The organism is Veillonella parvula (genome assembly GCF_036456085.1).
GTDB classification, from domain to species: Bacteria; Bacillota; Negativicutes; order Veillonellales; family Veillonellaceae; genus Veillonella; species Veillonella parvula_E.
The window spans coordinates 1,696,371-1,713,027 of sequence record NZ_CP138632.1 but is presented as its reverse complement, the minus strand read 5'-3'; the positions used below and the strand labels follow the sequence as shown (position 1 = coordinate 1,713,027).

General features: G+C 41.7%; 5 protein-coding genes. 1 reads left to right on the top strand and 4 read right to left on the bottom strand.

From position 1 onward, the window contains the following. Positions 1-608 precede the first annotated feature (608 nt). On the top strand, positions 609-875 hold the full coding sequence (locus tag PK1910_RS10330; protein WP_004692901.1) for a hypothetical protein: 267 nt from the start codon (positions 609-611) through the stop codon (positions 873-875). Positions 876-992: 117 nt separating this feature from the next. On the opposite strand, the gene PK1910_RS08130 is transcribed toward PK1910_RS10330, so the two are convergent. From PK1910_RS08130 to PK1910_RS08115, 4 genes are all read right to left on the bottom strand, one after another. Continuing rightward, positions 993-1,637: a hypothetical protein gene (locus PK1910_RS08130; protein WP_004692902.1), complete on the bottom strand. Its 645-nt coding sequence runs from the start codon at positions 1,635-1,637 to the stop codon at positions 993-995. 106 nt (positions 1,638-1,743) lie between these two features. Beyond that, on the bottom strand, positions 1,744-7,242 hold the full coding sequence (locus tag PK1910_RS08125) for an ESPR-type extended signal peptide-containing protein (RefSeq protein ID WP_058948377.1): 5,499 nt from the start codon (positions 7,240-7,242) through the stop codon (positions 1,744-1,746). Positions 7,243-7,660: 418 nt separating this feature from the next. After that, positions 7,661-8,305, bottom strand: coding sequence for a hypothetical protein (locus PK1910_RS08120; RefSeq protein WP_004692905.1), 645 nt, complete (start codon positions 8,303-8,305; stop codon positions 7,661-7,663). Positions 8,306-8,380: 75 nt separating this feature from the next. Next, positions 8,381-16,651: a YadA-like family protein gene (locus tag PK1910_RS08115; protein WP_331298596.1), complete on the bottom strand. Its 8,271-nt coding sequence runs from the start codon at positions 16,649-16,651 to the stop codon at positions 8,381-8,383. Positions 16,652-16,657: the final 6 nt, after the last annotated feature.

Sequence of the window (16,657 nt, the reverse complement as noted above, 5' to 3'; positions counted from 1 at the left end):
TCGACATTCTTGAATGTGTATATCTAAAATACCACATATTACGGGAAAAGTAAACTTTTTTTCATTTTATTTTCATAAAACTTTTGTGTTTAAGTTATTAATAATTTCGATAAAATTAAATATACTGAATATTCTGCATAAATGCTGTATTTTTTTACTATTATTCACCAACTTTCATAAATAATACTAATATGCTCCATAATTATGTACCAATATTACACCATATATAATCAATTTATTTTCTCTTCATCATTCTGATTTATGATAGATCATATAATAGAATGATATCTTTTCATAAATGGATATCGTACAGTGTTTCTGCCATTTTGACTCAATGTACGTACACAATTACTACATACCTACTTAAGCCAATTAACTATTGCACAATCAATAAAGGTAGCATTTTATTATATAGTAAAAGGAATGACAGGTGAAATTCAAATCGCCTTCATTCCTTTTTTTATTCCAAGTCCCTCTAAAGGCGTATCGGCGGGCTTTATAGGCTTTATAGAAATAGAGCATATGTGTATAAAAACAATTTATACGATTACTCCATGTGTTTTTTAATTTTTATTGTTATACTGAAAGCAGAAAGGAGGAAGAAATCTATGTCAGAACTCAATATCTTACAACAAAATATAGATAAACCAAATACGGTTACCGAAGAAGATATCGTAGTTACACGAGATAATCAAACTTTCACAATCAAAGGTCGCTTTAATGGGGAAGAAGGCGTATTCACATATGATGCGGACGTTCAACCTAACGATCAGTTACAATTTCTGCATCACAACTTTACGGCCATCGTAAAAAAAATTACATATAAGGTGATTCAAGGTCAGCGAATCACATTGATTGCAAAATTATATGCATAAAAATATCGGGGTATTGTTAATACAAACAACACCCCGATATTTTTTATCGGTCATACAATTATAAGAAATACAATACAACACAACAACACTTAATTCTTATAATTGGATAATCTAAAATTATTGAATTGTTGGTGCATTAATCGCTTTACGAAGATCCACTGTGTGAAGTTCGTCCATCGCAGGAGCTGCTTTTTCATCCACAGGTTTCACGCGATTATTGCCGTCTTTCATAGCTTCATTCAAGCTGAAGATCACCATTTCGTTCATGTAGAAACGCAATTCATCATCATGTACATTGGCTGTATTGCGATCCAAGATATCGATGATTTGTTGCGCATAGTCTAATTTAGCGTCTTCAGATACAGTCGCATGTTCTGTAAAGAACTGTTTGTAATCATTATACAAACGATCTAACGCCAAACGACCATAGCTATCATTTTTATAACGATGGCTCACGATGTACCAGCTGCGGCGAACGTTCATGTAGTACAACACATTGTTACGGTAACGCTCTTGACCAGTCATAACGCGGGAATCATCCATGATACGTTTGCCCTTTTGGTCCAATTGGAATTGTGTGAAAGCATTAACAACGTCGCGAACTTCTTCGCTAGGTACAGGAACAGCTACTTCCGCTTCAATTACGTTTAATGGTTCAGCCGGTTGTTCTGGCATCATCAATCGATCTTGAGCCGCATCCGCTTGACCTACCGCGCATACACAAGCAAGTGCCAATACAGGCATAAATGTTTTGAATTTCATAAATCCTCCTAATGACGAGCCGCCCCCCGAAGGGCGGCTTTCATATTCCTTACATGATTCTTACATGACTAGAGTATACTAAATAACCCATTTAATCAAGTCAAATTTACTTTGTAAGCCCTGCTTGTTGCATCAACAATGCAATTTGAGCCTTCATTTGTTCATTATCTTCCTTCACAGAGGATAATTCATCAATACGTTGTTGCATGCGTGCATTATCAGCCTTCACTGAAGACAATTCGTTAAGGCTTTCTTGCATGCGTGCATTTTCAGCTTTCAATGCTGTTACTTCATCTTGCAACACATAAACAGAGCTGATAGGGCCACCTTTATAACGTTCTGGAATCGCTTTCTTCGCATCGGAGTTACCGAATTTGTGAGTTACACCAGCATTCACCATATTATGATGACCACCAACAGATACGCCCAAATGGAACATAGTATCTTCTGCAGAGTAATGTGCAACACCTAACGCCGCCGCAGTTTCACCTCGGTAATTACCAACACCAGCCATTACTTGAGTTGGCTCCAATGGATCGTATTGAATTGGTTTCAACGCAGCCATAGCCGCTGCATGTGCGCCTACACGTTGTGTTTCACCCGCTACAGCATTAATTGCATTCGCCATCTTATCTGTTGCACCTTTTAATTGATTTACGTTAACCGCATCAGTGCCGTTTACACCAGCCGCAACATTGGTAATTGTATTACCACCGTTGTTAAGGCCATCTTTAGTAAGGCTTACTGCATTACCGCTAGCAGGTGTAATTGTTACACCGCCACCGTTCACAACTGTGGTGTTGCCCGCAGCGTCCTTAGTGGTTACTGTTTCAAGACCTTTCAAGTCTTTAGCCATACGAACCTTGAGGTTGCCAGTACCGTCGGATACAACACCTAAATTATCTTCTGTAGTCAACTTACTAGCATCAGTAATACCGCCGATAACGTTTACTTGTTCGTTAAGCTTTTTGTTGATTACGGCACCGCTATCGCCACCGTATTTCATACCATCGTCTTTGGTTGCCACTTGGTGTGTTTTACCATTTTCGTCTTGGTATTTAATACGCGTGATTTCGTTGCCTTCGATATCAGGGTCGCCTTTTTCAGCAGTAATATCCGCACTACGGCCGTCCTTACCATTAAGACCGATGTGACCTACACCGTCTTTGCCGGACATGGATACAGCTTCTTTACCGTCTTTACCAGTAATGCCTACCTTGCCATCTGTGCCGTTCGCCGCATCTGGGCCTGTGATGGATACGCCATCTTGACCATCTTTACCAACGTTAATAGTCCCTTTATCGCCGTCGATTTCAACCTTGTCGCCAGCTTTGATTGTACCTGCATTGCCATCGATAGCGATTTGTTTCTTCGGATCGGAGCCCAATGTTACTTGGTCTTTAAGACTTACTTCATAGTTTTTGGAACCATTCGGATTGTCACTTGGCGTAACCTTAATATTATCGCCCGCTGTTACCGTCGTAGTCGCAGCAGCTGCAGCTTGATCCAATTGAGATTTATTGACTACATCAGTTGGAGCTGTACCAGCAGCTACATTCGTAATCTTGTTACCACCATTATCCAAACCATCTTTAGTTAGACTCACAGGGTTACCGCTAGCAGGTGTAATTTTCATGCCGCCGCCATTTACAACTGTAGTGTTGCCTGCAGCATCTTTAGTTGTTACTGTCTCAAGACCTTTTAAGTCTTTTGCCATACGAACCTTGAGGTTATTGCTACCATCGGATACGACACCTAAATTGTCTTCAGTAGTCAACTTGCTAGCATCAGTAATGCCACCGATTACGTTTACTTGCTCATTAAGCTTTTTGTTGATCACGGCACCGCTATCGCCACCGTATTTCATACCATCGTCTTTGGTTGCCACTTGGTGAGTTTTGCCATTTTCGTCTTGGTATTTAATACGCGTGATTTCGTTACCTTCGATATCAGGGTCGCCTTTTTCAGCAGTAATATCCGCACTACGGCCGTCCTTACCATTAAGACCGATGTGACCTACACCGTCTTTGCCGGACATGGATACAGCTTCTTTACCGTCTTTACCAGTAATGCCTACCTTGCCATCTGTGCCGTTCGCACCATCTGGACCTGTGATAGATACACCATCCTTATTATCACCTTTGCCAACTTTTACAGATTCAGCTTTAAGATTTTTGCTCATCTTCACGTCAATGGTCGTGTTGCCTGTTGCTGCATCTTGTTTGATGAAAGTCTTAATATTTTCACCGCTATAATCGCTATCAGCAGCTTTACCTTCGCCTTGTACGATTACTGTAGAACCTAATTTACTAGTTTGTACATCGCCTACATTGGCATCAAATTTAAGACCTGTTGCAGTTTGATTTGCCAAAGCTTGTTTCAATTGGTCTTCTGTTGCGGCACGACCAGATACAACATTACCTGGATCCCAAGTCTTATTATCAAGACCCGTAATATAGTTGCCTGTATTACCAGGATTCGCACCATCAGCTTGTTTACCCATTGTTACGTCCCCTGCTTTCACAGTGTCCGTAGCCGTAACAGATCTAACATTAAGGTCTTTCTTTAATTTAAGAGCAATCTTAGTATCATCACCAGTTTGAGTAATTTCTGTAGTGATGTTATCATCGCCGTTTACAGTTACTTTAGAGCCTAATTTATTCGTTTTTTCATCGTCATTATCCGCGTTAAAACGAAGGCCTTTATTGATAAGGTCAGTTTTAGTATTATCAATTTTATTATTTAAATCATTCTTGGCATTCGTAATATGGTCACCAAGATCTTGCTTAACTTGATGTAATTGACCACCGTTAACTGCATCTTTGGAGTTCGGAGCCACGTCGCCGTTAGCAACATTCGTTACCTTTTGGTCGTTTGCATTGATACCATTTGGAGATACATAATTCTTACCACCTACGGTCAAACCGCCGTTATTGATGGTAGTATCACCAGCTGTGACGCTATCCAAACCAGTCAATGTTTTAGCCAATTTCACATTCAATGTGCCCGTACCATCGGATACAACACCGATATTGTTATCAGACAATGTGCCTGTAGCACCGCCTTTAACGGCAACAGTATCACCCAATTTCTTATTGATTGTTGCACCGGAGTCACCGTCAAAGTTCAAACCTTTTTCAATAGTTTTATTGATAGTAACAATATCGCCAGCGTTCTTTGCAATATTTTGCGTATTATTAGCAATATTACCGGCATTTGTTGTGATATTTTGTTTGTTATCTGCGATAGCTTGTTTATTTTTATCGATTTGATCCTTATTGGTATTAACTGTATCGTTAACCTTTTTCAACTGATCCTCTGTAGCCGCGCGACCAGGAACAGCAACAGGATTGCCTACATTCCAATCTGTATTTTGAAGGCCTGTAACATGGCCTGCATTACCATCTACAGTTACAGGATGTGCAGTACCAACATTGATTGTATTACCTAATCCAACAATATATTCCTTACCACCTGCTGCATTTGTACCTTCTGTTACAGTTACATTTGCATCTTTTGCTTTCACAGTAGGCGCTTTATCGATAGAGTTAATCACATTTTGTAATTGACCATAGTTAACCGCATCATTAGAGTTAGTACCATCAGCTACATTGATAATCTTTTGGTTGTTCGCATTGATACCGTTTGGAGATACATAGTTTTTACCATCTACGGTCAAACCGCCGTTATTGATAGTAGTGCCGCCAGCTGTAACGCTGTCCAAACCAGTCAATGTTTTAGCCAATTTAATATTTAGCGTATCAGTGCCATTGGAAACAACACCGATATTGTTATCTGTCAATTTAGTTGCATCGGTTACACCTCCCACAACATTAGTTTGTTCGCCTAGTTTACGCGTGAATTTATTATCTGCAGCTGCCACAGCTTTTACATCGCCTGCATAGGATACGCCTTTTTCTACTTCCGTTTTAACTGCAAACAATTGGCTACCATTGATAGCATCAGTGGATGTAGCAGAAATACGACCGGCCGCTACATTAGTAACAGTCCGTTCCATACCTGCCTTACCTACGCTTACTGTGGAAGCAGGGTTTGTGCCTGCAAAGTTATGAGTTACCCCATTGATTGTGGCAGAAGGAGTAGCCACAGCCGCTGCTGTTTCAGAGCCATTACCGATGGCTACGGCATTGTCATTGGCTACTTTTGTATTATTACCAAGAGCTAAACCGTTAGCCCCTGTTACAGTAGCACTGTTACCTAAAACCATGCCATTATCTGCGGAAATAGTCGAGTTACTACCTACTACATAGGAATTATCTGTTGTAATGGTATTCTTATAACCGAACGCACCAGCTGTATTACCTTTAACTGTACCAGCAGTAACCTTTTTAATTTTATCGCCATTAGACTCTGTAGTTTCAGTAACAGTAGCCGTCCCTACTGTATTTTCACTACCGATAGCGTATGCATTATTACCATACACCTTATTGCCTCTACCTAGAGCACCTGCAGCAGAACCAGATAGAGTGGCATTCGTCATATCAAAGCCTACTATATTCGCATCGCCGAGGGATGTGGATTTCTCACCATACGCACCGGCTTGGCTACCGATAGCAAGAGAGTTATTCCCCCAGCTACGAGCCATAGCACCAATAGCGGAACTAGCCACACCTTTTGACAAGGAGTTAGCACCGATAGCATTAGAACCCGTGCCTAAAGACTGTGTCATCATACCAATAGCAAGGCTTGCATTTCCGATAGAAGCAGTATTTACATAGTTCTTACTATCATTAAGACCTGCTGTGCCCAATCCACTTGGATATAATGCAGCCACTTCACGGTTAAAGTTTTTTTGCGTACCTGGCACCGATAAATCAGGAATAGCCTTATATAAATCAGGCTTTGCCTGATCGATATCATCACCGCCGATAGCGATAGAAGACTGTCCAATAGATCTTACATCACCACCGATAGCCACAGATTGTGTGCCATATACCTTCGCTACGCTACCGATAGCTACAGATTGTGAAAACAGCTGTCCGTCACCATCAACAGTAGCATTCTTTCTAATTATATTAGCTTCCGCTGCAGCACCGATAACCACGTCACCACGAGAACCGTAAGAAGCGGCTTCTGCACCCATTACAACTGCACCGGATCCAGGTTGTTGATGATACTTGGAAATCGTGCTCTTCGCTTGACGACCTATTACAATATCGCCATTTTCCTTTGCCACAGACCCTTGACCGATAGCAATAGTACCCGCAGGATATGGAACCTTCACTCGTTGTTGACCTTCAGCCTTCGCACCATTACCGATGGCAATACCATTTTCACTTGTTGCTAATGTAGCCGCGTCATTACCTATCGCCACAGACTTAGCACCTGCGGATTTTGCATTATCTCCGACTGCCACGCTATTGCTACCAGTAGCAGCAGCGCCAGGGCCTTGTATTACATTTGCTTCTGCAATTCCCGATACTAAACAACCCGTAATAGCAAACGCGCATAAAGCCGCACGAAAAGTAATGCTCGTTCTTGCAGAATTCACACTAGCTTTACCGCCACCGCTCTTAACTAACTCAGATACTACAACGTAGCAATTTTTAGCTTTACTCCAAATTACATTATAAATTCGATTCATGTTATTCCTTTCTCACCGAACTACCAGACTTGCCGGTTACGCATTATGTTTATAGCCTCATATAAAAAAGTAAAATAAAAGAAGAAGTAATAGATATAAAAAATCATCTACACTTCTAACATAAAACAATAGTACTCAATACTATAGTTTAAGTACTATTACGTATATCTTTTCCTATAAGATACTCACTCTAGCGACTACTATATCAAAAATATTCAATATTGTAAACAACTTTTTCATGTTTCATTCATTTTTATAGTTTATTTAATAGATTTAAAAAATAAGATAGAAATTCTTCATCTTTTCTATATATTTATGGAATTAAATTTACATATTCACATATGAAAGATTTAGTCTATGTATAAAAAAGCCGAGGCAGTTTGTGCCTCGGCTTTCATCATATGATATAGTCTAAATTTTATTGAATTGTAGGTGCATTAATCGCTTTGCGAAGGTCTACTGTAGGAAGTTCATCCACCGTAGGACCCATTTTTTCATCCACAGGTTTCACGCGATTATTACCGTCTTTCATGGCTTCGTTCAAGCTGAAGATAACCATTTCGTTCATGTAGAAACGCAATTCATCATCATGTACATTGGCTGTATTGCGATCCAAGATATCGATGATTTGTTGCGCATAGTCCAATTTAGCGTCTTCAGACACCGTCGCATGGTCCGTAAAGAACTGCTTGTAATCGTTGTACAAGCGGTCTAAAGCCAAGCGCGCATAACTGTCGTTTTTATAACGATGGCTCACGATGTACCAGCTGCGACGAACGTTCATGTAGTACAACACATTGTTACGGTAACGCTCTTGACCGGTCATAACGCGGGAATCGTCCATGATACGTTTGCCCTTTTGGTCCAATTGGAATTGTGTGAAAGCATTCACTACGTCGCGAACTTCTTCGCTAGGTACGGAAAGGGCCACTTCTGTTTCAAGCACATTCAATGGTTCAGTCGGTTGTTCCGGCATCATCAATCGATCTTGAGCCGCATCCGCTTGACCTACCGCGCATACACAAGCAAGTGCCAATACAGGCATAAATGTTTTGAATTTCATACTTCCTCCTTATGATGAGCCGCCCCAAAAAGGGCGGCTTTCATATTCCTTACATAACAAGACTAAGAATTCTTTCTATTTAGAAAGTCCTACTTGTTGCATCAACAATGCGATTTGAGCTTTCATTTCTTCATTATCGCGTTGTACTTGATCGTATTTAGCAGTTAACTCTAAGTCATGTTGTTTCATGCGTTCATTTTCAGCTTTCAACGCAGTTACTTCATCTTGCAATACATATGCAGAGCTGATAGGGCCTGCTTTATAACGAGCTGGAACTGCTTTCTTAGCATCGGATGTACCAAATTTGTAGGATACGCCCGCATTAATCATGTTGTCATGACCGCCGAGAGATACGCCCATATGGAACATTGTAGATTCATTAGTATAGTGCGCTACGCCCACAGCAGCAGCTGTGCTGCCTTTGTAGTGACCTACAGCAGCCAATACTTGAGTTGGTTCCAATGGATCATATTGTAATGGTTTAAGGCCGGAAATAGCTGCACTAGTAGCACCTACATCAGCGATCTTACCATCTACGCTACGCATAGCACTGCTCAATTGATTTACGTTAACCGCATCAGTACCATCTACGCCAGGGCCTACATTAGTAATTCTATTACCGCCGTTGTTAAGGCCGTCTTTAGTAAGGCTTACTGCATTACCTTGAGCAGGTGTAATTGTCACACCGCCACCGTTCATAACAGTCGTATTACCAGCAGCATCTGTAGTAGTTACGGACTCAAGACCTTTCAAGTCTTTAGCCAACTTGATGTTATAGCCATCACCAGCAGCATTTTTCACAACACCAATATTGTTGTCTGCCAAACGGTTCACATCAGCACCACCAGTAAGGTTCATAGTATCTCCCAATCCACGAACCACTTTACCGCTATCGCCAGGTTGATCACCTTGGAATACACGGCCTGTTCTTGCTTTGTTATTGAAGTCATCATTAACAGCTTTCAATTGGTCTTCTGTTGCGGCACGACCAGGAACTGCTACTGGGTTTTCAGGATCCCAAGTTTTGTTATCCAAGCCTGTTACGAAGTTGCCTTCTTTACCGTCAGAAGTTTGCTTGCCTACAACTACATCGCCAGCTTTCACAGTATTTGCCGTTACGGAACCGTCATTGCCGTCAATCTTAACTTGATTACCGCCGTTGCCAGCTGTAATTGTACCTGCAGAACCGTCGATATTAACTTGTTTTGCTGGATCTTGACCAAGAGTGATCTTATCATTTAATGCCATCTTGATAGCGCCGTTGTCTACGGAAGTCTTAATGTTGCCGTCACCTTTCAAGTCGATTGTTTCGCCCAGAGGTTTCTTCACGGATTGACCGTCTTCCGCTTTAAGGCCAAAGCCTGTGGATTTGATGTCTTCGATAGCTGTATGCAATTGACCGCCGTTTACAGCGTCCTTGCTACCAGCGCCAATAGTGCCATCAGCCACATTAGTGATCTTCTTATCAGCCGCATCGATACCGTCTTTTGTTACCTTAGGACCGTTTTCGATTGTTAAGCCATCTTTGTTGATAGTAACAGCTTTGTTGCCACCATCATTGATTTGCAAGCCGTCTTTCGTCAACTTAGTCGCTTCATTAGCGCCGTTCTTGATAGTAACGCCGTTTGTATCCATCTTAGTATCGCCTGTTGTTACAGTATCTACAGTGATGTCTTTTTTCAATTCTACCTTAACAGCACCGTCGTCTACGGATGTTTTGATATTTTTGTCATCACCTTTAACCTTAACAGTTTCACCAAGAGCTTTCTTCACGGATTGACCGTCTTCTGCTTCAAGGCCAAAGCCTTTAGTTTTAAGGCTTTCAACAGCATCATGCAATTGACCGCCGTTAACAGCGTCTTTGCTATCTTTGGCAACCGTACCGTCTTGAACGTTTGTAACCTTCTTGCCTGCTGCATCGATGCCGTCCTTCGTCATAGATGGACCATCAGTAATCTTCACGCCGTCTTTTGTAACAGCTGTCAACGGATTACCAGCTGCATCATTGATAGTCATGCCTGCGCCGTTTACAACGGTTTTACCGTTTGCACCGTTAGCTCCGTTGTTGAAAGTAATGGAGTTCAAGTCTTTAAGGTCTTTTGCCAAACGAACATTGAGGATATTATTTTTGCTGATAACGCCAATATTGTTTTCAGTCAAATCAGCTTCGTTTGTTACGCCGCCCTTAATGTCCAATTGTTCATTAAGTTTTTTCTTAATCACATTACCGGAGTCACCACCGTATGCCATACCATCATCCTTGGTTGCCACTTGATGTGTCTTACCATTTTCATCAGTGTATTTAATACGAGTGATTTCGTTACCGTTGAGGTCCGGATCACCTTTTTCAACAGAAATATCAGCGCTACGGCCGTCTTTACCGTTGAGTCCGATGTGACCTACGCCGTCTTTACCAGAAATAGATACAGCTTCTTTGCCATCCTTACCAGTAACAGCTACCTTGCCGTCTGTACCGTTGTCAGGACCTGTAATGGACACGCCATCCTTACCATCTTTGCCAACCTTCACGGATTCAGCTTTAAGGTTTTTATTCATCTTCACATTGATAGTTGTATCACCAGATGCTGGATCTTGTGTGATGAAAGTTTTAAGGTTTTCACCGCTGTAATCATCGTCAGCTGCAGTGCCTTCACCTTTAATAGTCACTTTGGAGCCAAGCTTGTTAGTTTTTTCGCCGCCTTGGTTAGCATCGAATTTCAAACCTTTATTAGTCAATGCATCCGCACTATCTTTGATTTTGTCATTCAAGTAGTCCACATTAACCGCTTCGCTGCCATCGTTGCCTGTAGCATATGCTACATTCGTTACGTGAGTCCCACCTTGTTTGTTATTGTATGTAGGGCCTTCGTAAGTTACCTTGGATTTGTCAAGATTGCCAGCAGGGTCCAAATCATACTTAACAGCGCGATCATTCAATTTATCAAGTTTGGATTTAGAAGCAACGTCTTTGATGGTAACGGTTTCTGTTTTATCTGGATGATTCTTATCCTGTACAGTCAACGCTACATCGCCGTTTGCATCTACAGTGTAGTCTCCATTGGAGCCTGCCGCTTGATTTCTGATCAAACGATAATCAGTGGAGTTAGCACTTTGAGCATCCAACGCTTTTTTCAATTGATCTTCTGTTGCGGCACGACCGGATACAATCTTATCTGCATCCCAATCTTTATTATCAAGGCCTGTTACATAATTGCCTGTTTCGCTATCGCCAGCTGCGTTGTTAACAGTTTGACTACCCATAGTAGCGTCGCCTGCTTTCACAGTCTTAGCCGCCGTTACGGAATCAAGATTTTTAAGGTCTTTCGCCAATTGAAGTTCCAATTTGTCAGTGCCATCAGCTTTTACGTTGATGTTGCCGGATGCGCTCTTGAATGCAGCGGATTCAGCTTCAGTTACGCCTTCACCTTGTACTTTCACCAAGGAGTTCAATTTTTGTTTATTCACGGTACCAATGTTGTTACCAGTGAATTGTAAACCGTCCTCCATAGTCGCAACTTGGTGTTCGCCATTGCCGTCTTTGTAAACGATACGTGTAAGACCATTTGTACCATCAACGCCTTTTTCGCCTTTAACGCCTGTCATAGGATCGTCGTAACCAGGTTTCACGGACAAGTCGATACCATTAGTACCATTCACGCCGTTCGTTCCAGCAGGGCCTGTCAAGCCAATGTGGCCTACGCCGTCCTTACCGGAAATAGAAACTGCTTCTTTACCGTTTTTATCAGTCACAGCTACCTTGCCATCTGTACCGTTCGCTGTGTCAGGACCTGTAATAGCTACGCCGTCCTTACCATTTTTGCCAACCTTCACAGATTCAGCTTTAAGGTTTTTGTTCATCTTCACGTCAATAGTCGTATTGCCTGTTGCCGCATCTTGATTGATGAAAGTTTTGAGGTTTTCACCGCTATAATCAGCGTCAGCAGCAGTACCTTCACCTTGAATTGTAACAGTGGAGCCTAATTTGTTAGTTTGTACGCCGCCTACATTGGCATCGAATTTAAGACCTGTATTAATAAGTTCGTTTTTAGCATCATGTAATTGACCGCCGTTTACAGCATCTTTAGAACCAGCCGCTACGTTACCATCTTTCAAGTTAGTAATTTTTGTACCGTTAGGGCCTTCCAATGTTACTGTGTCATGGCCTGTGTTACCGTCATATTTTACGGAACGATCTTTTACATTATCTAGTTCAGTTTTGGACGCAATATCCTTAATCGTTACAGTTTTAACGTCTTTAGATTTTTCGTCTTTTACCTTCAAGTCTACTTGATTGTTTTCAACTTTATAGGAACCGTCTACCGCGTTGTTCGGATTAGCGATTAAGCGGTAATCTGTAGCACTTGCATTAGCTTTATTAATAGCATCGCTAACCGTTTTCAACTGTTCTTCAGTAGCCGCACGGTTTGGTACATATACAGGATCTGCAATATTCCAAGATGTATTATCTAAACCTGTTACAAAGTTACCAGTTTGGTTAGCACCTTTGTTATCTGCTACCGTATGATTACCTACAGTGGCAGTGCCTGCTTTCACAGTGTCGGATGCCGTTACGGATTGCAAGCCAGTCAAGTTTTTCGCCAATTGCAATTGTAATTTTGCATTGCCATCAGCGCCAACAGCCGCAGAAGTAACACCGATATTATTGCCTGTAGCAAGATCAGAAGCGCTTGTTACACCACCGTTGATGTCCACTTGTTTGTTAAGCTTAACATTGGATGTAGCACCCATGTCGCCTTTGAATTTGAGGCCGTCGTTCAAGGTTGCCACTTCTTCGTTAGAGCCATCAGGTTTTTGGTATGTAATACGTGTTGTAGTTGTACCAGGAGCACCATCTACACCGGGTTGACCGTCACGAGTAACGGAAATGTTAGTTGTTACACCGTCTTTACCGTTGATGCCGATTTTACCGTCTTTGCCGTTTGCACCGGTTGCAGTAATTGTCTCTACATTAAGGTCTTTACCAAGTTTCACATCAATTGTGCTGTCGCCGTTAGCGTCTTGAGAGATTTCCGTAATGATATTGGAGTTATCCCCTTTAACTGCTACTTTGGAGCCCAATTTATTTGTTTTTTCACCGCCTGTATTAGCGTCGAATTTCAAACCTTTGTCGATAAGATCTTGTTTAGTTGTATCAATCTTATTGTTTAACTCATTCTTGGTATTCGTAATTTGATCGCCAAGATTTTGCTTAACTTGATGTAATTGACCACCGTTTACAGCATCTTTGGAGCCCGGTGCCACATTACCGTCCTTCAAGTTAGTGATTTTTGTACCGTTAGCGCCTTCTAATGTTACTGTATCTTTGTCAGTTTCACCATCATATTTCACGGAACGATCTTTTACTTTATCAAGTTCTGTTTTAGACGCAATATCCTTAATCGTTACAGTTTTAACGTCACTGGATTTTTCGTCTTTTACTTTCAAGTCTACTTGATTGTTTTCAACCTTATAAGAGCCGTCTGCCGCATTGTTTGGATTAGCGATTAAACGATAGTCCGTAGAACTTGCGTTAGCCGCGTTAGCTGCTTTCACAGCATCGCTCACAATCTTAAGTTGATCTTCCGTTGCCGCACGGCCAGATACATAGGCAGGATCAGTTAATGTCCAATTTTTATTGTCCAAACCGGATACAAAGTTACCGTTCTGAGTAGCACTTTTGTTATCTGTTACAGATTGGTTACCCATAGTAGCAGTGCCAGCTTTTACAGTCTTAGTAGCTGTCACCGTATTAACATTGATGTCTTTACCTAATGCAACCTTAATTGTTGTATCGTCGCCACTTTGTGTAATTGTAGTGTTGATGTTAGTGCCATCACCAGATACTGTTACCTTGGAGCCTAATTTATTTATTTTTTCGCCGCCATTATCAGCATCGAATTTCAAACCTTTATTGATAAGCTCCGTTTTTGTATCATCAAGTTCTGTTTTGGATGCAATATCCTTGATCGTTACAGTTTTCTTATTCGCAGGATTTTTAGCATCTTGTACAGTCAAGTCAACTTTATTGCCAGATACAGTGTAAGCTTTATCAGCAGCACTGCTGTTTTCAGTCAATTGATAATCTGGAGCATCTACGTCAACTTTATATGTTTTATATGTACCATCAGTACCTTCTGTAATCGTTGTGTTTTTACCAGCAACAACTTTTACGGCTTTTTGCGCTTCATCACGAATAACGGATTTACCATTGTCAGTAATATTGGACAAGTCTTTATTTGCCGCATTGTCGATTTTATTCTTAGTTGCATCAGTCAACGCTACATCGATTGTTTGGTTGTTAACAGATGTCGTAACATAAGAACCATCGCCTTTTACAGTCAATGTTTGGTTGTCCAATAAAACGTCATTGTTACCGCTGTTGCCGGCTACTTTCAAGTTAACATTGCGCAATTGTGCCACATTAACAGCATCAGTATCCGCAGTACCTGCAGCTACGTTTGTGATTTGACGAGTTTTTGTACCACCGTCACCTACGGACACCGCACCCATAGTGGATGTCAACGCAGCGCCTGTCAATCCGCTATATCCATTTGTACGGCTGTCTGCAGTTTTCACATTATAGCCTGCTTTGCCTGCTGCAACGGAAGCAACGGAATTCGCACCCAATGCAACACCGTCATCTACGCTGGATTTAGCTTTATAACCGATTGCAGTGCTGTTCGCATTCGCTGCAGTCGCATCAGCACCGACAGCTGTCGCGAAATTACCTGCTGCGGAAGTACGTACACCGGCTGCTGTCGCGTTATTGCCTGTAGCACCTGTATTATCGTAGTTCGCATCAGCAGATGTACCTTTAGCGCTGAAGAAATTCGTTTGCGCCGCTTCAACAGCCTCTTTTACCGTATGATACGTGCTGTTCTTGATATTGAAATCAGGCGCTTTATATGTGGAACCATTCGCTTCATAGCCCGTATATGTAGGACCTGCGATGGATTTTGCTAAATTACTGTTTACAAATTTTAATTGTTTTACATTTGTTGCGTCAGTATCGTTTTCACCACCTGCTACGTTGATGATACGGCGTTCAGAACCTACGTTACCTACCGCAACTACACCGTTTGCAACATTGTTGTTTTGTTGATTAGTGAAAGCAGAGTAACCATTAACCAAGGCACCTCTTACTTCCGTACCAGTACCCAATGCCAAGGAATTATTGGATTCTGCAACGGCATTTGTACCGATAGCCATGGAGTTAGTACCTGTAACAGTAGCACCAAGACCGATAGCTGTCGTATTAGTATTGTTTGCTTTCGCTTCTTTACCGATTGCAATGGCACCATCTTTAGATGCATTAGCCGCACCGCCAAGTGCAAGCGCATCAGCACCCAAGGATTTTGCATTACCACCTAATGCGATAGAGTTCGATAATTTGGCTTGGGAAGAACTACCCATAGCGATAGCATCAGCACCAGCAGCATTAGAGCTACTACCCATGGCAAAGCTGCTTACACCACTTGCATTGGCACTTTTACCCATCGCTACCGCATTTTGTGCGGATGATTGCGCCGTATTACCGATAGCAAAGGCATTCTCTGCACTAGCATTAGCACTATAACCCATAGCTACCGCATTAGCGCCACCAGTACTGGATGAGGAACCGAATGCCATAGAATCAGCTGCAGCAGTAGATGTTCTCGCCTTTGTACCAAATGCAAGAGAACGAACACCTTCTGTTACGGTATTACCATTGGCATTATATTGTGCACTAGGAGTACCATGTTGTTGACCAGGTAATTTTATAGTTTCTGCTGCACCGATTGCAATGGATTGATCCGCTTTTGCTGTAGCAGAATAACCCATGGCGAAACTACCATTACCCTTTGCCCAAGATGCAGTACCTAATGCTGCGGAGAACTCACCTTCTGCAGCGGATTGACGCATCATAGCCAAGGAGTTAAATCCGCTCGCCTTTGTAGCTGTACCAAGAGCCATAGCAGATGGTGATAAAGCCTGAGCATAATGACCTAAAGCAAAAGAAATACCACCTGTGGCCTGAGCATAGTTACCGATAGCTAAACCGGAATAATAAGTTGGATTACCAGCTTCCTGAATATTTGTATTTTTACCGATAGCAATGCCAGCAAAACTATTTTCTGTATAGTTACCTCTATCTGTACCATTGTACAAATGACTGTTATCAAATGGTGTCAGGTTCCCAGGGTTTTGATAATTGTATAAATAACTACCTTCACTATAAACTACATTACCAGTAGCATAACCAGCGCCATTTACATCATTAATCGTCATAGCAGTATATGTAGCAGCATTAACTGTAGTAATATTACCACCCATTAATAATGCAGCCACCGCCATAATCGCACTCATGCGTGC